This window comes from Larkinella fluvii, assembly GCF_051857545.1.
GTDB lineage: Bacteria > Bacteroidota > Bacteroidia > Cytophagales > Spirosomataceae > Larkinella.
This window is the reverse complement of sequence record NZ_JBPZHB010000001.1, coordinates 334,546-356,745: the sequence shown is the minus strand read 5'-3', so window position 1 is coordinate 356,745 and position 22,200 is coordinate 334,546. Positions and strand designations below refer to the sequence as shown.

Here is a 22,200-nt window from a genome sequence, read left to right as displayed (position 1 = left end):
AAAGTTTGTTTGCAAAAAATATCGGGTTCCTGACCTTAAAGGTACAAATTTTTCCAGTATCCAGTCCAAAACCAGCAAATACCAGACAGCAATCTGTATTTAAATAATGCTATTTTATCTCTCCCCAACCCTAAGCCGAAGCCTTTCATAACGAGGATTTTAGCTTGTCCAACTGCTTATTGCTATGCCATTTAGAATACCGTCCGGTCGCTCCCCCCTCCAAACCTCTTTCTTTTTTTAATTACAACCCGTATTCATTAAATAATTTTAAGCCGATCACCATTGTATTATAAATATTATTTATTGTAATTTGTTCAATCAGTTCAGAAATATGTTCTATAAAATCTCATCACGGTACTATTATACGCAAAAAAAGACAGAGACCCGGTCGAACAGTAACCCTACTGATTGATTGGGTTTTCCTCATTTGTACTGTGCTGAAATTTCATTGTATCATGGTTCTGCATCTGCTTACCAATTTCAGTTCACCTATTCTAATTTGTTAACCTATGATGGATCACTTTATCAGATTCAATCATGAACGTAAAGAAGTAAACGGCCCGCGCCAATACCGGGTGTTTCAAGTCAGAAAGAAAGCGTTGCTCCCAGCCTTTCTGTTGTCATTTGCGTTCATTCTCAGCCTGGGCTTCAGCCAGGCATTTGCTCAGGAGCGGACGGTCACCGGAACCGTTACATCGTCGGAAGACAAGGTTTCACTACCCGGTGTTACTGTTCAAATCAAAGGAACAACCCGCGGCACCAATACCGACGCCGACGGGAAATATTCCCTCACCAACGTTCCTGACAACGCCACGCTGGTTTTTAGCTTCATCGGACTGCAAAACCAGGAAATCGCGGTGGGCAACCGCACCGTTGTCGACGCCGTTCTGACCTCCGACACCAAATCGCTGGAAGAAGTCGTCGTCGTCGGATACGGTACGGCCAAACGCAAAGACCTGACCGGCTCGGTACAGCAGGTAACCGCCAAGGAGTTCAACCCTGGTATTGTTCCCAACCCGCTGCAGGCCATTCAGGGTAAAGTAGCCGGTTTGGTGATTACGATGCCTTCGGGTGACCCCAACCAGGCACCGACCGTTCGTTTGCGGGGCTACACCTCGCTGGCGGGTGGCAGCGATCCGCTGTATGTGGTCGACGGCGTGATCGGCGTTCCCATTCAGACGGTTTCTCCGACCGATATCGAGTCGATGGACGTCCTGAAAGATGCTTCCGCAGCCGCTATTTACGGTTCACGGGCAGCCAATGGCGTCATTATCGTGACGACCAAACGCGGAAAATCCGGCAAAACCACGATCACCTTCAACAACTACATCGGCGTTGAAACCATCTCGAACCAACTGGATTTGCTGGATGGCCCCGGTTATCGGGCCGCCGTCAGTACCCTGAAAGGAGACTCCACACTGAGTCTGGACCGGCTCCGCTTTCCGGCCGGCAACTACAACACCGACTGGGTGAAGGAAATTACCCGGATGGGCGTGACGACCAACCACGATCTGGCCATTTCGGGGGGGTCACCCGCCTTCAGTTACCGGGGTTCTCTCAACTACATTGGCCGCGACGGGATCATCAAAAACACGGGTTTTGATCGGGTAACGGCCCGAATCAACCTGGATCAGAAGGCGCTCGATAACCGCCTGAACATCCAGTATAATCTGTCGGTAACCAACACCAACTCCAAACTGAACGACGATGCCATCATCGCCCGGGCGGTTACGTTCCTGCCAACCCTGCCCATTACCGATCCGACGGGCGCCAACAACGTGGGCGGTTATTACGAAGTAGGCGGCAGTTTCGACCTATTCAACCCCGTTGCCATGCTCAACAACCAGCGCTTCGATCAGCAAAAGCGGTTATTGATCGGTGGGGTCAACCTGCGCTACGAGATCATCGACGGGCTGACGCTGGGCGTAAACGGCGCATTCCAGAATGAGAATACCGACGAAAGCCGCTCGCGCGACCGCAGCATCAAGGCCTTCCAGACGACCAATGGCGAAGCCTACCGGAAGATGGATCAGGTCAACAACAAGCTGCTGGAACTGACCGCGACGTATACCAAAGCCTTTGGCCAAAACAACAGCAACTTCAATGTACTGGGCGGTTACTCCTACCAGAACATTGTTTATGACGGTTTTCAGGCCCGTAACGCCCAGTTTCTGACCAATACGCTCTCGTATGACAATCTGGGGCTGGGGGCCGGTACGCTGTTGAGTCCGGCGTCCAACTATGCGACCTCCTACCGGAATGCCACCACGCTCGCTTCTTTCTTCGCCCGGGCCACGGTGAACATGAACGACAAGTACAACCTGACGGCAACGGTACGGCGCGATGGAAGTTCGAAATTTGGGGCCAACAACAAATGGGGACTTTTCCCATCGGTGGGCGCAGGCTGGACGCTGACGAACGAAGATTTCTTCCCGAAATCGACCACCCTGAACTACCTGAAGCTGCGCGTTGGCTGGGGACAAACCGGGAACTCGGAAGGCTTGAAACCGTACCAGTCGCTCCAGTTGTATGGCCAGAAAGGCACTTACTACGATGGTGGGGTGGCCGACTTCCTGCCGGGCTACGGGATTACCCAGAATGCCAATCCGAACCTGAAATGGGAAGTGCTGACGACCTCCAACCTGGGGCTGGATTTTCAGTTGCTGAATGGCCGTTTCTCAGGTACACTGGAGTTTTACAGCAAGACGACCAAAGACATGCTGTACCGGTATTCGGTGCCGGCCGATGGGGTTAAGTACTTCACTAACTTCATCTGGGCCAACGTAGGCACCATGCGAAACCGGGGTATCGAGCTGTCGTTCGGGGGCGACCTCATTCAGAAAGAAAACTTTAGCTGGACTTCCCGCATCGTTGGAGCCTATAATAAGAACACGATTGTCAACCTGAAAAGCGACGAGTTCGACTCCGGTCTGATCCGTTTCAACGCGTTTGGTGGCCGTGGTCTGTCGGATGTGTTTGCATCCTACCTCTGGCCGGGTCGTCCGCTGGGTGAATTCAACAACGTGCCAACGTTTGTGGATTATACCGCCGATGGCAAAGTGCTGCTGAAACCAGGGACGGGCGACCAGCCGACTACCTCTGTGAGTGATGCCGATGCCGCAGCCGGGATTGCCAGTCAAAATCCCGTCGCTCAGGGCAACCCGCAACCGTTCCTGACCGGTTCGTTCATCAATACGTTTACGTACAAAGGATTCGACCTGAACTTCCAGATTCGGGGTTCATTTGGTAACAAAATCCTGAACAACCTGCGCTCGAACCTCCTGATTCCGGGGTCGATCCTGGAAACCAACATGCTGCAAGGCGTAGCGGATCTTCCGAGTGGATATAGCACCAACGTGTTGTCGACTTACTGGCTCGAAAACGGAACCTACGCCCGTCTGGATAACTGGCAAATTGGGTACAACATCCGGACTGGCGGCAAATACCTGTCGGCCGCCCGGGTCTACCTCGGTGGCAACAACCTGTTCACGCTGACGAGCTACAAAGGGGTCGATCCTGAACTTCAGGTGAAAGCGGATTTGCAGAACGAAAGCCAGGCACCCAACAACATCGGGATGGACTTTAGCAATATCTATCCCAAAACCCGTTCGTTCCAACTGGGCCTTAACCTGACGTTTTGACCGTTGTTAATCAACTAACTACCAACTACGAAGATGTTTAATTCAACCATACGAGTTTGGGGCGTCTGCCTGGTTCTGCTGCTGGCAGGCCAGGCCTGTACGGACCTCGACGAAAAAACCTACGACGTCATTCCGACCGACCAGTTTGGCCAGACAGCAGCCCAGCAAGCCGCGCTGATCGGTCCACTCTACAGCGGTTTGGCCGATTATTACGGCAACAGTGCCGGTTTGAACGCCGTGACGGACGAACAAATTGTTCCGACGCGGGGTGGTGACTGGAAAGACGGCGATAACTGGAAACGGCTCTATCAGCATACCTGGGACCCGACGACCGACAACGGCCAGTTCAACGGCCCCTGGACCTGGTGTTACAACAACATCACGTCCATCAACCAGCAACTGGGTTCCATTACGGACGAAAACGTGAAAGCCGAGCTTCGGGCATTGCGGGCTTTCTTCCACTACAAGGCGATGGATATGTTCGGCAATGTGATCATCGCCGATCAGGTGGGAACCTCCACACCGGCTCAGAAAACCCGGACCGAGGTGTTTAACTGGATCGAGAAGGAATTGCTGGAGGTGTATCCCAAATTGAGTTCAACCGTGGGCGGTGCCTATTATGGCCGTTTCAATAAACCGGTGGTCAACATGATTCTGGCGAAGATGTATCTGAACGCGCAGGTCTATACCGGTACGGCTCGCTGGGCGGATGCGGTTACCCGTTGTGATAGCATTATTATGTCGGGTAAGTTTTCCCTGACGGCTGATTTGCTGGACAACTTCAAAGTGCAGAACCAGAACTCACCGGAAATTATCCTGGCTACGCCTTTCGATAACTCGAAACGGGGTGGATTCAATGTCCATATGGCGACCCTGCACTACAAGCACCAGTTGACTTATAACCTCCCGGCTTCTCCCTGGAATGGCTATGCAACCGTGGTTGAGTTTTACAACTCGTTCACGGCGCAGGATTTGCGCAAGAAAATGTGGATCGTTGGACAGCAGTATGACGCAACCGGCGCACCCATGGACGACGATGGCATCCCGATGGTGATCACCCCCGAAATCCCGGCTTTCGAAATGCCGGCGGGTCCCGCGGGTCGTCTGGCCGGAGCCCGGAGCCAGAAATACGAGATTCAGCGAAACAACACCACCAATGACATGAGTAACGACTTCGTTATTTTCAGGTTGGGTGATGTCTATCTGATGCGCGGAGAAGCCAATTTCCGGCTGGGCAGAACGGCCAATGCGCTGGCGGATTTCAACGTGATCCGGAAACGGGCGGGCGTTCCCGACTACACAGCCGCCCAACTCACGCTGGATGAAATTCTGGCCGAGCGGGGCCGCGAACTGGCCTGGGAATACCACCGCCGTCAGGATTTGATCCGGTTTGGGCAGTTCACCAAAGCATGGCGTTTCAAACCCGCTTCGGAAAAATACCGGGAGTTGTTCCCCATTCCGAGGGATCAGATTTCGCTGAATCCCAACTTAAAGCAAAATCCAGGTTACAATTAGTGAAAAGCCTTTTCCTGTAAAAAGCCCGGGGTTTCCGGGCTTTTTCTGTTTTAATCCATTCCCGGAGTATTGGCGTTCAATAGGATAAAACCGCCAACCAAAAGCAATTTATTGAGTATCTTTAAGACCTCATTCGACAGTTCGCTACGGTTCATGCGCTATCTGGTTTTCTTTTTAGTAATAGGTTTTCTTGTCGGTTGTGGTGCTGCGGATACGCCATCGGAAGAGCGGCTTTTTGAAAAACTATCGCCGGAAACAACCCACATCAATTTCACCAATTCGGTCGTCGACGACCCGGAGTTCAACATTTTTAACTACCGGAATTTTTACAACGGCGGGGGCGTCGCCATCGGGGATGTCAACAACGACGGTTATCCGGACGTCTTCCTGATCGCCAACATGGGCGAAAACCGCCTGTATCTCAACCAGGGAAAACCGGGTGCCACTTCGCTGGCATTTGAGGACATTACGGCCCAAGCCGGTGTCGCCGGCAAACGCGCCTGGAGCACCGGCGCGACCTTTGCCGATGTCAACGGCGACGGCTGGCTCGATCTGTACGTCTGCAACGCCGGTATCCGCCCCGGCGACGACCGGGGCAATGAGCTCTTTATCAACAACGGGATTGGCAAAAATGGCATGGTGACCTTCACCGAAAAAGCCGCCGACTACGGCCTGAATGACCACGGTTTTTCGACCCACGCAGCCTTTTTCGATTACGACCGCGACGGCGATCTGGACATGTATCTGCTCAACAACAGCTTCATGCCCGTCGGGAAATTGGGCTACGCCAACATTCGTTCCGAACGCGATTCACTGGGTGGTCATAAGTTGTTTCGGAACGACGGTGTGCGGTTTGCCGATGTCAGCGAGAAAGCCGGGATTTACGGCAGCCTGATCGGTTTTGGCCTCGGCATCACCATCGGCGATGTGAACGACGACAACTGGCTGGACATTTACATTTCGAATGATTTTTACGAACGGGATTACCTCTACCTCAACAACCACGACGGCACCTTTCGGGAGTCGGTGAAAGACGCCATGCCGCACCTGAGCCTGTCGTCGATGGGTGCCGACGTGGCCGACATCAACAACGACGGCCGGCTGGATATTTTCGTGACCGATATGCTGCCGGGCAACGATGTTCGCTTGAAAAAGAATTCGTCCTTCGAGAATTACGACCTGCAGGAAATCAAACTGTCGCGGGATTTCCATTACCAGTACATGCAGAACATGCTGCATCTGAACCAGGGCAACGAACCCGCAAAAAGCGGAAAAACCGCCACTCCAATGTTCAGCGACATCGCCCGGTTTTCGGGCGTTCATGCGACCGACTGGAGTTGGGGCGCCTTGATTTTCGACATGGATAATGACGGCCGGAAAGACATCTTTGTCGCCAACGGCATTGCTAAAGAGGTGACCGATCAGGATTTTATTCATTTCCTGGCCGACCGGGAAAACATGGCCCAGATTGCCCGTCAGCGCGCTTTCAACTTCAAGGAGTTTCTGGATAAAGCGCCCTCCGAACCCATTCCCAATTACGCCTTCCGAAACGATGGCAACCTGAACTTTTCCAACCAAGCCAACAGTTGGGGACTGGGCGAACCGAATTTCTCGAACGGCGCGGCTTACGGCGATCTCGACAACGACGGCGATCTGGATTTGGTGGTCAACAACGTCAACTCCCCGGTATCGGTTTTCAAAAATTTATCGGTCGAGAACCACAAAAGCAATTTCCTGCGGGTCAAACTGGTGGGTGAGGCCAAAAACCGCAATGCCATCGGTGCGAAAGTGTTCTTGTACCAGAAAGACCAGATGCAGGTGTTGCAACAAATGCCCAACCGCGGTTTTCAGTCGTCCGTTGATCTGAATCTACTGTTTGGGTTGGGTACCGACAACGTGATCGATTCCGTAACGGTGGTCTGGCCGAACGACCGAATGCAAACCCTCCACCAGCCCAAAGCCAATCAGTTGCTGACGCTGAAGCAGCAGGAAGCTACTGCGACTTGGAAAGCCAAAGTACCCTCACCGGCTCTTTTTCAGGATATTACCACGGTTTCCGGCCTGGATTATACCCACGAGGAAAGTCCGTTTGTGGATTATAACCGCGACCCATTATTGAAACAAATGCTCTCGACCGGTGGCCCGGCCATGGCGACGGGCGACGTCAACGGCGACGGGCTGGATGATGTGTTTTTTGGCGGGGCCTTCGGAAAACCGCATCATCTGTTTTATCAACAGCCCAACGGTCGATTTGTGGATAAAACCCCGGCGGTATTGCGACAGGACTTGACCTACGAAGCCGTCGATGCGGTTTTCTTCGATGCCGATGGCGATAAAGACCTTGACTTATATGTTGTTTCGGGCAGCAACGAGTTTGAAGCCGAAGCCGACGAATTGCTCGACCGACTGTATTTGAACGACGGCAAAGGCGGTTTTGTCCGCGACGACCGTTTGCCGAATCTGAAAGCCAGCGGTTCCTGCGTCGCGGCTGCCGATTATGACCGCGATGGCGACATCGATCTGTTTGTTGGCACCCGGTTGATTCCGGGAAAATACGGTTTCAATCCGGCGAGTTATCTGTTGACCAACGACGGCACCGGCAATTTCAAGAACTACACCCGGCGCTACCTGCCGAACGCTGATCAGTTGGGTATGGTGACCGATGCTAGTTGGGCTGATCTGAACGGCGACGGTTATCCCGAACTGATCGTGGTCGGCGACTGGATGCCGATTACGGTTTTTCAAAACCAGCGCGGGAAACTTGCCACTTCTGAAACGCCGAAACTGGCGGATTCGACTACCCCGGCTTCCGGCTGGTGGAATTGCGTCAAAGCCGGGGATGTCGATGGCGATGGTGATATTGATCTTGTGGTCGGCAATCTGGGACTTAATTCCCGGATCAAGGCAACGTCCAAAATCCCGGCGGAACTCTACACGGCCGATTTTGACCAAAATGGCAGCCTGGAGCAAATCATCAATTGCGCCGACGAAACCGGAACCTTGTATCCGATGGTGTTGAAGCAGGATTTGCAGAAAGAAATGCCTTCTATTAAAAAGAAATACCTCAAGTTTACGGATTACGCAGGCAAGAAACTGAACGAAATTCTGGACGAAAAACAGTTGCAGAGTGCTGTGGTGCAACGGGCGTACACGGGCGAATCGGTAGTTATGCTAAACGATGGAAAAGGAAAATTCACCATTCAGACCCTGCCGAAAGAAGCGCAGTTCTCGCCGGTTTGCGGTATTGAAATCGCGGATGTCGATGGCGACAAAAAGATGGATTTAGTATTAACCGGAAATTTTTACGACGTTCTGCCGGAAATTGGCCGGTATGATGCCAGTTACGGATTGGTGCTGCTCGGAAAAGGCAACGGCATTTGGAAGCCCCTCGACCCGGCGGTTTCCGGCTTCATTGTCCACGGGCAGGTACGGCAACTCGTGCGTCTGAAACAGGGACAGTTTGTGTTGGGGAAAAATAAGGATAAAGTGCAAGTATTTAATCGGGATTAAGCTGATTTTTCTGATTAATCCCGGTTCAGAAATCAACCTATGAAACGAATTAGTATCTTTTTTGCGGCCGTAACATTGTTCTTTACGGGCTGTAAACAACTGAATAGTTCTTCCGAAAAACCGCTGTTCCAGGTTCTGGATTCGACCCGGACGGGCATCGGTTTTGTCAATCAGGTCCGCAATACGGACCAGTTCAACATCATCGACTACCTGTATTTTTACAACGGGGCGGGTGTGGCGGCTGGCGACCTCAACAACGATGGCCTGACGGATTTGTATTTCGTTTCGAATCAGGGGAAGAATAAGCTATACCAGAATAAGGGGGGCGGGCTAAAATTTGAAGATATTACCGACAAAGCTGGTGTCGAGGGTTTTTCGGACTGGCAAACCGGCGTAACGATGGCGGATGTCAACGGCGATGGCTGGCTGGACATTTACGTGTGCGCGGTCGGCAACTTCAAAGGACTGGAAGGCTCCAATGAACTGTATATCAATAATCAGGACGGCACCTTTACCGAGAAAGCCGCCGAATACGGTTTGGACTTTACCGGTTTTTCGACCCAGGCGGCTTTCTTTGATTACGACCACGACGGCGATCTGGACCTGTATTTACTCAACCACGCCGTGCATACCTCCCGCAGTTACGACCGCGTCACGGCCCGGAATTTGCGGCAAAACGAATCGGGCGATTACCTGTACCGGAATGAACTGGTTAGCAATGGCACAAAAAATCCGAAGGCTCGTTTTACCAACATCAGCGAGCAAGCCGGGATTTTCGGCGCGGCTATGGGCTACGGCCTGGGCATCTCGGTGGCGGATCTCAACAACGACGGCTGGGAAGACATTTACGTTTCCAACGATTTTCACGAAGACGATTACTATTACCTCAACAACGGCAAAGGCGGTTTTACGGAAAGCATCCGAAAAGCATTTGCCCACGCCAGCCGGTTTTCGATGGGGAACGATGTGGCGGATGTCAACAATGATGGCTACCCGGATGTGGTCACACTCGACATGTATCCCGAAGATGAACGGGTCGAAAAAATGTCGCTGGGTGAAGATCCGCTGGACATTTACCTCTACAAATTGAGTTTTGGATACATGAATCAGTATAGCCGCAACTGTTTGCAAATCAGCCAGTCGGGCCAGAAATTCATGGAAATCGGGGCGATGGCCGGGATCGCTGCCACCGACTGGAGCTGGTCGCCCCTGCTGGCCGATTACGACAACGACGGCATCAAGGACCTGTTCATCTCCAACGGCATCGTCCGGCGGCCCAACGACCTCGACTACGTGAAATATGCCTCCGACGATTCGCTGCGGTATGCGATGGAAACGTCCAAAGCCATCGATCAAAAAGCAATTTCGCTAATGCCCGAAGGCAAGGTACATAATTACCTGTATCAGGGGTCGAAAGAGCTAAAATTTGCGGATAAATCGCTGGCGTGGGGGTTCGAAAAACCGACGTTTTCGAGTGGCGCGGTATATGCCGATCTGGACAACGACGGCGATCTAGATCTGGTAACCAACGACATCAACGATCCGGCGGGAGTCTATCAGAATCAGGCGAATGAAGTATTTCCAACCCACACCTATCTGAAAATCAAGCTTCAGGGCGAGTCAGCGAACACTTTTGGCGTGGGTGCCAAAGTCGTCTTGAAAACAAAAACCGGTCTGCAACTCCAGCAATTGATGCCTACGCGCGGTTTTCAATCGTCCGTGGAGCCGGTATTGACGTTCGGACTGGGCGAAACCGCCACGGTTGACTCGCTGATCGTGATCTGGCCGAACCAGAAGATGGAAATTCAAACCGGCGTGAAATCCAACCAAACGCTGACGCTGAAGCAATCGGCGGCTCAGCAGGACGTTGGCAGTTTCCGGTTCACGGCTCCCGATCCAAAACCCTTATTTGAAGACATCACCAGCCAGTCGCCGATGGCGTACCAACACCAGGAAAACACGTATTTTGATTTTGTTCGGGAATCGCTGATGCCGTTCAAGGTGTCGATGGAAGGGCCGAAGCTGGCGGTCGGCGATGTCAATGGCGACGGCCTGGACGATTTTTACGCGGCTGGTGCCAAATGGCAGGCCGGCAGTTTGCAGATTCAGCAGCCCGGTGGACGGTTTTTGCCAAGTAACCAACCGGCATTTCGGGTCGATTCGACGTACGAGGATGTCGATGCGGTTTTCTTCGACGCCGATGGCGACAAGGATCTGGATTTATACGTGGTTTCGGGCGGCAATGAGTTTTTCGAGAAAATGCCCGAACAGTTCGACCGGCTGTATCTGAACGATGGCAAGGGAAACTTCACCCGCTCGAACGGATTGCCGCCCATGTACACCAACAAAAGCTGCGTTCGTCCGGTCGATCTGGATCAGGATGGCGATCTGGATCTGTTCGTGGGGGGGCGGGTTATTCCTTTTGCCTACGGGAAAATTCCGAATTCGTATCTTTTGATCAACGATGGCAAGGGGCGTTTTACGGACAAAACCGACCAGCTTGCGCCCGAACTCCGCCAAGCCGGGATGGTGACCGACGCCCTCTGGATGGATTATGATCAGGATAAAGACCTCGACCTGGTGGTGGCTGGCGACTGGATGCCGATTCGGGTGTTCGCCAATCAGAACGGTAAATTGGAAGCGGTTCAACGCATTGCCGACGAGAAGACGTCCCTGAACGGTTTCTGGCAGTGCTTGACTGCCGCTGACTTCGACCGCGATGGTGATCTGGATCTGGTGGCCGGAAATTTGGGGCTGAACACCAAATTCATCAAACAGGCCGAACCCCGACTCAAAATGTGGGTGAAGGATTTTGACAATAACAGCAGCATTGAGCAGCTTCTGGCCTACCAGCGCGACGGAAAAGGCTGGTATCCCGTCAATTTCAAGGATGAACTGGGCAAACAGATGCCCGGCATTATCAACAAACGGTTTACCAATTACACCTCGTTTGCCGGAAAACCGGTTGAGGATTTGTTCGAGAAAAAAGAACTGGACGGAGCCGACGAATACGAAGTCAACCAGTTTGCCTCGGTGTATCTGGAAAACACCGGTGACGGGCGTTTTGTGGTTCACCCACTGCCGATGCTGGCGCAGGTTTCCAAACTGTTTGCGCTCCGAAGCGATGACATTGACAACGACGGCTACCCCGACATCCTGGCAGGTGGTAATTTTTACGGCGTCAGCACCTATCAGGGTCGTTACGATGCCAACTACGGATTAATTCTCAAAAACAAAGGCAAGACGACCAGCAATACCGCCCGATTTACCGCGCTTTCACCGGTTGTCAGCGGTTTTTGGCTCGACGGCGAAGTGCGCGATATCAAACCGATTCGGGCAGCGGGGACGCTACGCTGGCTGGTGGCCCGCAACGATACGACGATTCAGGTATTCTATAAGAAATGATGGATTATGAATGATGGACGATGAATTACTTGCGCCAGCTCATTCATCGTCCATCATTGAAGAGACGGAAATCATAGGTCTGCGCATCAGATATACTTTTTTTAAGGTAAATTTGTAGTCCTCTTGTACCATTAATTGCCAGCGTTCTTTATGAAAAATCGAATCCTGTGGGTTTTATTTCTTGGTAGCCTATGGAGTTTTGCCGGTTGCCAACCCAATGCCACTCCAGAAGAATACAATGCCAAAGCCGCTGAACCGGAGCGTTATCACCAGTGTGTCAAGCAATTGACCGACGTGATCATTCACGATATTTTCTCACCACCGGTCGCCAGCCGGATTTATGGGTATGCCAACCTGGCCGGTTACGAAGCCATGTTACCGGGCCAGCCGGGTTATGAATCGCTGGCGGGCAAACTCCGGAAATTTACCGCCCCTCCCAAACCGGAACCGGGTCAGGAATACTGCTTTCCGCTGGCCAGCACCCGGGCTTTTCTGACGGTCGGTCGGAACCTGACATTTTCCGGGGACATGTTCGACGGTTTTGAAAAAGACTTTTACGAGCAATACAAAGCCATGGGCATTCCCGACGACGTGATGGAACGTTCGATGGCGTATGGCGAAGCGGTGGCCAAACACATCATGGAGTTTGCGGGCAAGGACTCGTACAAGCAAACGCGCGGATTCAAGCATACCGTGACCAATGCCGAAGGAACCTGGGTGCCGACGCCCCCGGCCTATATGGAAGCCGCCGAGCCGAAGTGGATGCAGATTCGCTGCTGGGTGATGGATACCTGCTCGCAGTTTATTCCTCCACCGGCCATTCCGTACAACATGACGAAAGGGAGTCCTTTTTATAAACTGGCCGATGAAGTCTACCAAATGAGCCTTCGCCAAACCGAGGAAGAACGGAAAATTGCTTTTTTCTGGGACGATAACGCCTTCGTGATGAACGTCGCCGGTCACGTTTCGTATGCATCCAAAAAAATGACGCCGGGCGGTCACTGGCTGGCCATCGCAGCCACGGCATCCCGTCAGCAAAAGGCCAATTTTGCCCAAACGGTACAAGCCTATACGTTAACGTCCTTTGCGTTAGCCGACGGTTTTATCAGTTGCTGGGACGAAAAATACCGCAGCAACCGCATCCGGCCCGAAACTGTCATCAACAAATTTATCGATCCGAAGTGGACGCCGTATCTGCAAACGCCCCCTTTTCCGGAATATACCAGCGGACACAGTGTTATTTCGGCCGCAGCCGCCGAGGTGCTGACGATTCTCTACGGCGACAACATCGCGTTCACCGATTCGACCGAAAATCCGTACGGCCACGGCGTTCGTTCGTTTAAATCGTTCCGGGAAGCCGCCGTGGAAGCCTCTTATAGCCGGTTATACGGCGGTATTCACTTCCGGGATGCGCTGGAACTCGGTAACATCCAGGGGCGAAAAGTGGGTGAATACGTGGTGGAAAAACTGACTTCGAAGAAAGAGGTGGCGGTGGCGCCTAAGTAACCGGGAATCTATGCTCACCGTCCGGAATTTCCGTAAAGAATACCACAACCGGCTGGTGCTGGCGATTCCGCAGGCGGATTTCCCTCCGGGCATTCACTGGCTGAAGGGTCGCAATGGCTCCGGAAAAACGACCTTTTTTCGGTCGGTAGCCGGGTTACTGCCCTTCGACGGAAGTCTGGTTCTAGGGGGAAAGTATGACATTCGGCAGCAACCAGTCGACTACCGGCTTCGGGTCAATTACGGGGAAGCCGAACCGCTGTATCCTCAATTTCTGACGGCCTGGGAATTGATCCGCTGGGTGGCAACGACCAAACAAGCGCCGACGCAACAAATTGATGAATTGATCGACCTGTTCAGAATCCGGGATTTCATCAAAACCCCCATCGGAACCTATTCAAGCGGCATGCTCAAAAAGACGTCGCTGGTGCTGGCCTTTCTGGGAAAACCCAGCCTGATTTTGCTCGACGAACCATTGATTACCCTCGATCATGCGACCACCAAAGCCGTGATCGACCGCATTCGGCAAAGCCGGGAACAAGGCATCAGCTTTCTACTGTCATCGCACCAGGACGTCGATGCTGCTGAACTGCCGGTCGATTCCGTGTGGGTTGTTCAGAATCAGACACTGGAATCCATCACCCAGCCCGCCGGTTTATGAGTGCTTTGTGGAACGTACCGGAAAAGCTGATTGTCAGGCAATTCTATTTGCAAAACACCGGTCTGTTTCTGGTCGTGATGATGCTGGCCTTCGGATTTCTGAGTTCATCCGAACACATTGCACTGGCGAGTTACGCCTTACACGACCGGGCCTTTCTGGCCGCTTACGGCATTATTTGGGCAATCTATTCGGTTTACACGATCCGGTTCAGTTTACAGGTTTTCCAGAAAACCGATCTACTCCAGCTTTTCTGGCTTGTTCCGTCTTTCAAACGGGTCGCCATTCTGTATTTCCTGCACCTTCAGTTGCTGGCTCCCGTCGTTTTCTATGGCGGTTTTATGCTCTGGGTTGGCCATCAGCAGGGTACAACAACCGCCAATGCCGGGCTAATCGTGTTCCTTGGCCTGCTGTCGGTTTTGCCACTTCCGTTTGTGGAACGGGCGTTGCGACATCCCAATCCGGAGCAGTTTGCGGGCCACATTGGTGCCTGGCTTCGGCAACGGTTCACCACGCCCTACGTCCTCTTTTTTATCCGCTATCTTTTCCGCGAACAACCGGCCACGCTGTTTCTAACCAAGGTTGGCTCCTGTCTGGTGACGATTGGTGTACTGGCTGTGTATCCTACCGACGAGTACGACATCCGGTTGCTGTCGTTGGGAATGTTGCTGTCAGCGGCTTTACACGCCGGAATTATCTTCGAACTATACCAGTTTGAAGCCACCCAATTGCTGCTGCTCCGGAATGTACCATTCTCTCTTTCCAGCCGGTTTCTACGGTATACAGGAATTCTTGCTTTGGTAATCAGCCCGGAAGCGGTTTTGCTGCTGAAAAATCACCCGGCTGACGTCACGATTCTGGCGATACTTGGCGTGTGGCTTTGGGGCCTCAGTCTGCTTTTCCTGCAATATGCCGCACTGCTGTCCCGCCATCAGCCCCGCGACCGGTTTATGTCGCAGCTCTTCTGGCCCCTCATCGGGTGCTTCCTCCTGATCATGTATCGGTTACCCATATGGGGATTGGCCGCCACCAGTTTGGTGACGGCTGCGGTTTTGTTCATTCGCTCGTATTACCGTTCGTCCTGGGAAGATTAACGCACCTATATGTCCAAGAAACGTTCAATCGATTATCCCTACGGGATTCGCTGACTTGATCGTACCCTTTCGGCGGGTTAAAAACCTCTACAAGGATGATCCATCCCTACGGGATTCGGTGGGTTTGACAACCCTTTCGGCAGGTTCTAACCCTACTACAAAATGATTCATCCCTACGGGATTCGGTGGACTTGCCCCCCCTTTCGGCGGGTTAAAATTCACCCCTATAAAATGATCTGTCCCTACGGGATTCGTATCTTGATAATCCCGTAGGGATGAATCATTTTGTAGCCCTGGTTTCAACCGGGGATGATTTAAAATCCCGTAGGGATGACGCATCTTGTAGCCCCTAGTTTCAACTGGGGTGAATCTACGTATTACCAGAAATTAGTAGGAATGCCGGTTTGATGCACCTCGAGCGACACTTTTTCTGATTGAACCGCCATCCGGTTCAGAGCTGTATAGATCACCCGTACGGCATCCTCAACCCGATTCCAGCCCTCTTCGGTGGCCAAATTGATGCCAACAATGGTACGGTTATTTTTTGACAGCAACGTCAGATACGACATCGCGCCGGCCATGATGGCCGAAACCGCCTGGTAGTCGGCTCCTTTGATGTACGCCAGTTGCCCTACCATACGCGACAGCTCTTCATCGTAAGCCGCACTGGCTTCGTCAGCCATTGGACTGGTTTCGGCCACGGTTGCTTTCAATACCTGAAAAGCCGCCGGAAATTGCCGGAAAAACCGGTAGGTATGGATGAGCTGTTTGTACCAGAGTTTGGATAAATCATTTTCATGAACCGGGCGCAGTTGCTCCAGCGTAGCCGGACTGAGTAACGGGAATAAGCGACCCATTTTGATGTAATGCGTTAGCAAGCCATCTAACCCACCAAAATAGCGGTAGATCAGTACTTTGCTGACACCCGCTTTTTCGGAAATCCGGTTGATTCCGATTCCGTCAATGCCTTTTTCAGCGATAACATCTTCCAGGGCATTGATGATTCTCTGCGAAGTCTGCGCACGATTGCGTTTGATTTTTTCCATTGGTAAAGATTGTTAGCTTTCAGTCACTAATCAGACGCAGGACGTCGGGAAAAGTCACATAGTAGTTACAGAAATCTTCCGATCCGACTAAAATAAGCCGATCAGCTATTCTGTCTACTTTTGAAGAAAGCCACAATACCCAGAATTACCAGCGCTCCCAGAAAAGCCGTCAGGATACGGGCAAGCAGGTCGGGCAGGCCGAACATGACCTGCAAGTCATCGCCCAACACCCAACTGCCGACAAAACTCCCGGCGATACCAATTAAAATCTGGAGCCAGATTGAAAACGAAAACCGTTTGAAAACCAGGTCGGCCAGCCAGCCGGCAACGGCACCCACTAAAATTGTAACGAGGATTCCCATGACTTCAGAGCGATGTGTATAGTTACGGTGAATTGCTTGCGGCCACTCCGTTAAGTGGCTTGTTTAATCCAGACGCAGAATACCTTCTGAAGTCACATATCATGTTATAATTTACCTGAATTGGTAACAAAAAACGCCCGACCATGATGGCCGGGCGTTTGAATTTTGCTTTTAAATCGAAATCTACGCGTTATTCGAAGCCAGTTTGGCGCCCAGGTATTCGCGGTTCAGACGGGCAATGTGATCCAATGAAATCGATTTCGGACATTCCACCGAGCAGGCGCCCGTGAATGAACAGGCTCCAAATCCTTCGGCATCCATCTGCGCGACCATGCGCTCAGCGCGCAACTGGTGTTCGGCCTGGCCTTGTGGCAAAACCGCCAGGTGCGACACTTTCGCGGCTACGAACAACATGGCCGACGCATTTTTACAGGCCGCTACGCAGGCTCCGCAACCAATGCACTGGGCCGCATCCATGGCTTCGTCAGCCACTTCGCGCGGAATCAGAATCTCGTTGGCATCCGGGGCCGAACCCGTGTTGACCGACACATAGCCGCCAGCCTGCACAATGCGGTCGAAGGCGTCGCGATCCACAATCAGGTCTTTCAGAACCGGGAAAGCCCGCGCCCGCCAGGGTTCCACCACAATGGTGTCGCCGTCGTTGAAGCTCCGCATGTGCAACTGACAGGTCGTGGTGCCGGTTTGCGGACCATGTGGCCGACCGTTGATGTACATGGAACAGGATCCGCAGATTCCTTCCCGACAATCATGATCGAACGCAACCGGTTCTTCGCCTTTGTGCGACAGGTCTTCGTTCAACACATCGAACATTTCCAAGAAAGACATATCCGGCGAAATATCCGACAATTTATAGTCCACCATTTTGCCTGGTGTTTGGCTATTTTTTTGTCTCCAGACTTTTAAGGCAATATCCATTTCTTTTTATGTCTGAGGTTTAAGGTTTAACGTTTAAAGAGGATGCCTGCCGGATCGATCTTTAAACGTTAAACCCCAAACGTTAAACCCTTATTTATAACTCCGCTGTGTCAGCTTGACGGTTTCAAACTTCAGCTCTTCCTTGTGCAGTTTTTCGGGCTGACCCGGGCCTTTGTATTCCCAGGCGGCTACATACGTGTAATTTTCATCATCACGCTTGGCTTCACCGTCTTCAGTCGAGTATTCTTCCCGGAAGTGTCCTCCGCAGGATTCGTTCCGGTTCAATGCATCGTCGACCATCAGTTCCCCCAGTTCGATGAAATCAGCCACGCGGGAAGCCTGTTCCAGCGCCGGATTCAGTTCCAGATCGGTGCCGGTGACGCGCAGATTGCTCCAGAACTCTTTTTTCAGCTCCTGAATCATCTTCTTGGCCTTTTTCAATCCTTCGGCATTCCGCGCCATTCCGCAGTATTCCCACATGATGTGGCCCAACTGACGGTGGAATTCCTCGGCGGTTTTCTCACCTTTAATGGCCAGCATACGGGCAATCGTTTCCTGCACATTCTGCTCCGCTTCTTTGAAAGCCGGGTGCGTGACCGCGATTTTGTCCGCCGGACCGATCGTCGCCAGGTAATCGCCCAGGGTATACGGAATAACGAAATAACCGTCGGCCAGTCCCTGCATCAGCGCCGATGCGCCCAGACGGTTGGCACCGTGATCGGAGAAGTTGGCTTCGCCCAGGGCGTAGAGGCCCGGAACGTTCGTCATCAGGTTGTAATCGACCCACAAACCGCCCATCGTATAGTGAACGGCGGGGTAAATTTTCATCGGCGTTTCGTACGGATCGTCATCCACGATTTTCTCGTACATCTCAAACAGGTTACCGTATTTGGCTTCAATCACCTTCCGACCGTCCCGTTTGATCGCATCGGCAAAATCGAGGTAAACCGCCAGCCCCGTCGGTGCAACGCCCCGTCCTTCGTCGCAGACGGTTTTCGCGTTGCGGGAAGCGACGTCGCGCGGCACGAGGTTTCCGAACGACGGATACCGGCGTTCCAGAAAATAGTCGCGGTCTTCTTCCTTGATATCTTTCGCCTTGATTTCGCCCTTCCGGACTTTCTCGGCAATCTCTTTCGTTTTGGGCACCCAAACCCGGCCGTCGTTCCGCAGTGATTCCGACATCAGCGTCAGTTTCGACTGGTAGTTTCCTTTCACCGGAATACAGGTCGGGTGAATCTGGGTGAAACACGGATTGGCCATCAACGCGCCCTTTTTGTGGGCCCGCCAGGCTGCCGTTACGTTGGAACCCATGGCATTGGTCGACAGATAGAAGACGTTGCCATAGCCCCCTGTACAGAGCAAAACCGCGTGCGCTGAATGCGATTCGATTTTGCCCGTAACCAGATTCCGGGTGATGATTCCGCGCGCTTTACCGCCTTCAATCACCAGATCGAGCATTTCGGTACGCGGATACAGTTTCACTTTTCCGTTGGCTACCTGCCGACTCAGGGCGCTGTAGGCACCCAGCAGCAATTGTTGGCCGGTTTGGCCCCGCGCGTAGAACGTCCGGGACACCTGCGAACCACCGAAGGAGCGGTTGGCCAGGGCGCCACCGTATTCGCGGGCGAAGGGGACACCCTGCGCCACGCACTGGTCGATGATGCTGACACTGACTTCGGCCAGCCGGTGAACGTTGCCTTCGCGGGCGCGGTAGTCACCGCCTTTGATGGTGTCGTAGAACAGCCGGAAAACGCTGTCACCGTCGTTCTGGTAGTTTTTAGCCGCGTTGATACCGCCCTGGGCCGCAATACTGTGCGCCCGGCGGGGGCTGTCCTGGAAGCAAAACGCCTTGACGTTGTAGCCCAGTTCGGCGAGTGCAGCCGCTGCTGAGGCTCCGGCTAGCCCGGTGCCGACCACGATGACCTCGTATTTTCGTTTGTTGGCCGGATTGACCAGCTTCAGATTAAATTTATGCTTCGCCCACTTTTCAGCGAGGGGGCCTTCCGGAACCTTAGACTCCAGCTTCGTCCCGGTTTCTTTCTCTTCTAATACGTCTAACATAGACAGATACGGTTCAATACTTGTACGATAAAACCCTGTTCTGATTAAAAAAGAATATGGTGCGCTTTCAGATAAATGTAAACCGGCATGGCGGCAAACAAAGCCGGAATGACGATCCCAAATCCGTACGTACCCAAAAATTCAATAAGCGGAGAATATTTCTTGTGGCGAAGGCCCAGCGTCTGGAAACCACTTTGAAAACCGTGTACCAGGTGAAACGACAGGGCGATCATCGATACCACATACAGCGCGACATACCACAGGTAGGAAAAGGCAAAGACGGTCACGGCGTAGAGATCCTTGATGGGTTCGCCGTCGTACGTTACCTGCGGAATGCTTCCGGCCGTAATCGTTTCGCCGTTCAACACCACCGGCCCGAAATGCATCGTGTACCAGAACGTCCGCATGTGGATGATGATGAAAACCAGAATGATCGTTCCCAGAATACCCATGTTGCGGGAGGTCCAGGGGCTGTTGGCTTCCGGTTTTGCGTAGGCATACTTAACGGGGCGAGAAGCCTGGTTGTGGCGCGTCAGCACCAGCGCCATCAGGGCATGAACGATGATCGAACTGTACAGTAAGTAAGAAATGGTCTTTATGATCGGATTGTGGGTCATAAAGTAGCTGTACTCATTGAAGGCCCGGCCTTCGTCGCCTTTGAACAATTGCAGGTTCCCAACCAAATGGACAATCAGGAACGAGCACAAAAACAGCCCCGTCAGCGACATGACAACTTTGCGACCGAGGGTGCTGGAAAGTGTTGTTGTTACCCAAGACATATAGCGTGTAAAGAAATTTTTGTTTAGTAAACCGGCTTGAAAATTAACCGATTCGTAGAGGTCAAAACTACAGCACAAAGCGATTCGAACCAAAAAAACCCCGTATTTTTACGCTTATTTGGAATTAATAAAAGGTCGTTGTTCCGTTTCTCCGGCTAACGGGTTGTAAACCGATTTTGTTTTGTTATTCGACGATCCGAATAGGATTATTTTAAGCCTTCAAAACGTATAGACTCTTTCTGTACAGCGTATATTCCTTGAATATTCCTCCTGCCCTCTTCTTTAATTTTGAACTTTTTCGATTGCCCGATTCCTTCCCGCTCCGGCGGTAAAGGCGCGGCTTTTGGAATAATTACCGGAAGGCTGTTACTTTTGTCCTGAGCTGGATTGCATAGATTAAAAAGGATAAGCAGAATACTTGACAAACCGTTCAATCCTCTGAATCCTCCACTCTCTGCCAATACAATTCAAGACGACCTTATTCGATCATGAAAAAAGCATACATTTTCCCCGGCCAGGGGGCACAATTCTCCGGAATGGGACTGGGTCTATACCAGCAATCCGAAAAAGCAAAATACCTGTTCGAGCAGGCCAACCACATTCTGGGTTTCGAGATTACGAAGATTATGTTTGAAGGCACCGACGAGGAGCTGAAACAAACGAACGTGACCCAACCCGCCATTTTTCTGCACTCCGTCATTCTGGCCCAAACCGTCGGGGATTTTGCCCCGGATATGGTGGCCGGGCATTCGCTGGGCGAATTTTCGGCTCTGGTTGCCGCTGGTGGTCTGTCCTTCGAAGATGGTTTGCGGCTGGTTTCGCAGCGGGCGAGTGCCATGCAGAAAGCGTGTGAACTCCAGCCGTCGACGATGGCCGCCGTGCTGGGGCTCGACGATGCCACCATCGAACGGATCTGTCTGGACGTGGCCGCCGGGTCCGGATTTAAGGAAGTGGTGATTCCGGCGAATTACAACTGCCCCGGTCAGGTCGTCATCTCGGGTTCGCTCGAGGGCGTCCGGCTCGCGAGCGAAAAGCTAAAAGAAGCCGGAGCCAAACGGGTACTGCCGTTGCAGGTGGGCGGAGCATTTCACTCGCCCCTGATGGAACCGGCCCGCGAAGAACTGGCCCAAGCCATTCAGACGACGCCGTTCAGCCAGCCGCGCTGCCCGATTTACCAGAACGTCAATGCCAAACCGGCCACGGATGTGGAAACGATCAAAGCCAACCTCATCGCCCAGTTGACGGCCCCCGTCCGCTGGACGCAATCGGTTGAAGCCATGAGTGCCGATGGTGCCACGGTTTTCGTGGAGTGCGGCCCCGGCAAAGTGCTTCAGGGTTTGGTGAAGAAAATTATTCCAACCGCCGAAACTCAAGGCGTAACTAGTTAAGAATTAAGAGTGAAGAGTTAAGAATTAAAAAAGCGCGTCAGCCCACTCTTCATTCTTAACTCATAACTCTTAACTTTTTTCAGAACCTTCTTGCTTTTTTAAGTGCAGAACCGCTATCTTTGCACTCGCAATTGCCGGGTCGTCTAAGGGTAGGACGACAGATTTTGGTTCTGTTTGTGAGGGTTCGAATCCTTCCCCGGCAACTGACAATAAATGTAGACCGCTAACGATCATCCCGTTAGCGGTCTTTTTATTTTTGCGTTGACGAAATGGTGAACGAGATTGGATTTACCCCGCAATTA

At 52.3% G+C, this 22,200-nt stretch carries 13 protein-coding genes and 1 tRNA gene; 9 read left to right on the top strand and 5 right to left on the bottom strand.

Annotation, left to right across the window (positions count from 1 at the left end; all coding sequences use genetic code 11):
• The first annotated feature begins 509 nt into the window (after positions 1-509).
• From ACS5NO_RS01580 to ACS5NO_RS01550, 7 genes are all read left to right on the top strand, one after another.
• The gene (locus ACS5NO_RS01580) at positions 510-3,641 is read left to right on the top strand and encodes a SusC/RagA family TonB-linked outer membrane protein (RefSeq protein WP_114409965.1); all 3,132 of its coding nucleotides are present in this window, start codon (positions 510-512) and stop codon (positions 3,639-3,641) included.
• 33 nt (positions 3,642-3,674) lie between these two features.
• Complete coding sequence (locus ACS5NO_RS01575) at positions 3,675-5,156, top strand: RagB/SusD family nutrient uptake outer membrane protein (RefSeq protein ID WP_114409966.1); 1,482 nt, start codon at positions 3,675-3,677, stop codon at positions 5,154-5,156.
• 153 nt (positions 5,157-5,309) lie between these two features.
• Entirely contained in the window at positions 5,310-8,666 is a 3,357-nt protein-coding gene (locus tag ACS5NO_RS01570; protein WP_439413531.1) for a VCBS repeat-containing protein, read from the top strand.
• A gap of 39 nt (positions 8,667-8,705) precedes the next feature.
• Positions 8,706-12,071, top strand: a complete 3,366-nt coding sequence (locus ACS5NO_RS01565; protein ID WP_439413530.1) for a VCBS repeat-containing protein — start codon at positions 8,706-8,708, stop codon at positions 12,069-12,071.
• 150 nt (positions 12,072-12,221) lie between these two features.
• Positions 12,222-13,577 carry a vanadium-dependent haloperoxidase gene (locus ACS5NO_RS01560; RefSeq protein WP_439413529.1) on the top strand — a complete coding sequence of 452 codons (1,356 nt, stop codon included), beginning with the start codon at positions 12,222-12,224 and terminating at the stop codon, positions 13,575-13,577.
• Between the two features lie 10 nt (positions 13,578-13,587).
• Positions 13,588-14,235, top strand: a complete 648-nt coding sequence (locus tag ACS5NO_RS01555; RefSeq protein WP_439413528.1) for an ABC transporter ATP-binding protein — start codon at positions 13,588-13,590, stop codon at positions 14,233-14,235.
• Positions 14,232-15,326 carry a hypothetical protein gene (locus tag ACS5NO_RS01550; protein ID WP_439413527.1) on the top strand — a complete coding sequence of 365 codons (1,095 nt, stop codon included), beginning with the start codon at positions 14,232-14,234 and terminating at the stop codon, positions 15,324-15,326. The genes ACS5NO_RS01555 and ACS5NO_RS01550 overlap by 4 nt, the downstream gene beginning before the upstream one ends.
• A 377-nt stretch (positions 15,327-15,703) precedes the next feature.
• On the opposite strand, the gene ACS5NO_RS01545 is transcribed toward ACS5NO_RS01550, so the two are convergent.
• From ACS5NO_RS01545 to ACS5NO_RS01525, 5 genes are all read right to left on the bottom strand, one after another.
• Positions 15,704-16,372, bottom strand: a complete 669-nt coding sequence (locus ACS5NO_RS01545; RefSeq protein ID WP_439413526.1) for a TetR/AcrR family transcriptional regulator — start codon at positions 16,370-16,372, stop codon at positions 15,704-15,706.
• Between the two features lie 101 nt (positions 16,373-16,473).
• On the bottom strand, positions 16,474-16,734 hold the full coding sequence (locus ACS5NO_RS01540; protein ID WP_439413525.1) for a GlsB/YeaQ/YmgE family stress response membrane protein: 261 nt from the start codon (positions 16,732-16,734) through the stop codon (positions 16,474-16,476).
• Between the two features lie 183 nt (positions 16,735-16,917).
• On the bottom strand, positions 16,918-17,670 hold the full coding sequence (locus ACS5NO_RS01535; protein ID WP_150876924.1) for a succinate dehydrogenase/fumarate reductase iron-sulfur subunit: 753 nt from the start codon (positions 17,668-17,670) through the stop codon (positions 16,918-16,920).
• A 90-nt stretch (positions 17,671-17,760) separates the two neighbouring features.
• Positions 17,761-19,731: a fumarate reductase/succinate dehydrogenase flavoprotein subunit gene (locus tag ACS5NO_RS01530; RefSeq protein WP_439413524.1), complete on the bottom strand. Its 1,971-nt coding sequence runs from the start codon at positions 19,729-19,731 to the stop codon at positions 17,761-17,763.
• Between the two features lie 44 nt (positions 19,732-19,775).
• On the bottom strand, positions 19,776-20,510 hold the full coding sequence (locus tag ACS5NO_RS01525) for a succinate dehydrogenase cytochrome b subunit (RefSeq protein ID WP_114409977.1): 735 nt from the start codon (positions 20,508-20,510) through the stop codon (positions 19,776-19,778).
• A 488-nt stretch (positions 20,511-20,998) separates the two neighbouring features.
• Between ACS5NO_RS01525 and fabD the strand changes: the two genes are divergently transcribed.
• The gene (fabD, locus tag ACS5NO_RS01520; RefSeq protein ID WP_439413523.1) at positions 20,999-21,898 is read left to right on the top strand and encodes an ACP S-malonyltransferase; all 900 of its coding nucleotides are present in this window, start codon (positions 20,999-21,001) and stop codon (positions 21,896-21,898) included.
• A gap of 132 nt (positions 21,899-22,030) precedes the next feature.
• A tRNA-Gln gene (locus ACS5NO_RS01515) sits at positions 22,031-22,101 on the top strand.
• The last annotated feature ends 99 nt before the right edge of the window (positions 22,102-22,200 follow it).

Bases quoted from the DNA above. Each gene is read 5' to 3' on its own strand.
- ACS5NO_RS01570 (WP_439413531.1), top strand. From the start codon at position 5,310: ATGCGCTATCTGGTTTTCTTTTTAGTAATAGGTTTTCTTGTCGGTTGT.
- ACS5NO_RS01550 (WP_439413527.1), top strand. From the start codon at position 14,232: ATGAGTGCTTTGTGGAACGTACCGGAAAAGCTGATTGTCAGGCAATTC.
- ACS5NO_RS01530 (WP_439413524.1), bottom strand. From the start codon at position 19,731: ATGTTAGACGTATTAGAAGAGAAAGAAACCGGGACGAAGCTGGAGTCT.
- ACS5NO_RS01535 (WP_150876924.1), bottom strand. From the start codon at position 17,670: ATGGATATTGCCTTAAAAGTCTGGAGACAAAAAAATAGCCAAACACCA.
- ACS5NO_RS01555 (WP_439413528.1), top strand. From the start codon at position 13,588: ATGCTCACCGTCCGGAATTTCCGTAAAGAATACCACAACCGGCTGGTG.
- ACS5NO_RS01545 (WP_439413526.1), bottom strand. From the start codon at position 16,372: ATGGAAAAAATCAAACGCAATCGTGCGCAGACTTCGCAGAGAATCATC.
- ACS5NO_RS01565 (WP_439413530.1), top strand. From the start codon at position 8,706: ATGAAACGAATTAGTATCTTTTTTGCGGCCGTAACATTGTTCTTTACG.
- fabD (WP_439413523.1), top strand. From the start codon at position 20,999: ATGAAAAAAGCATACATTTTCCCCGGCCAGGGGGCACAATTCTCCGGA.
- ACS5NO_RS01575 (WP_114409966.1), top strand. From the start codon at position 3,675: ATGTTTAATTCAACCATACGAGTTTGGGGCGTCTGCCTGGTTCTGCTG.
- ACS5NO_RS01560 (WP_439413529.1), top strand. From the start codon at position 12,222: ATGAAAAATCGAATCCTGTGGGTTTTATTTCTTGGTAGCCTATGGAGT.
- ACS5NO_RS01540 (WP_439413525.1), bottom strand. From the start codon at position 16,734: ATGGGAATCCTCGTTACAATTTTAGTGGGTGCCGTTGCCGGCTGGCTG.
- ACS5NO_RS01580 (WP_114409965.1), top strand. From the start codon at position 510: ATGATGGATCACTTTATCAGATTCAATCATGAACGTAAAGAAGTAAAC.
- ACS5NO_RS01525 (WP_114409977.1), bottom strand. From the start codon at position 20,510: ATGTCTTGGGTAACAACAACACTTTCCAGCACCCTCGGTCGCAAAGTT.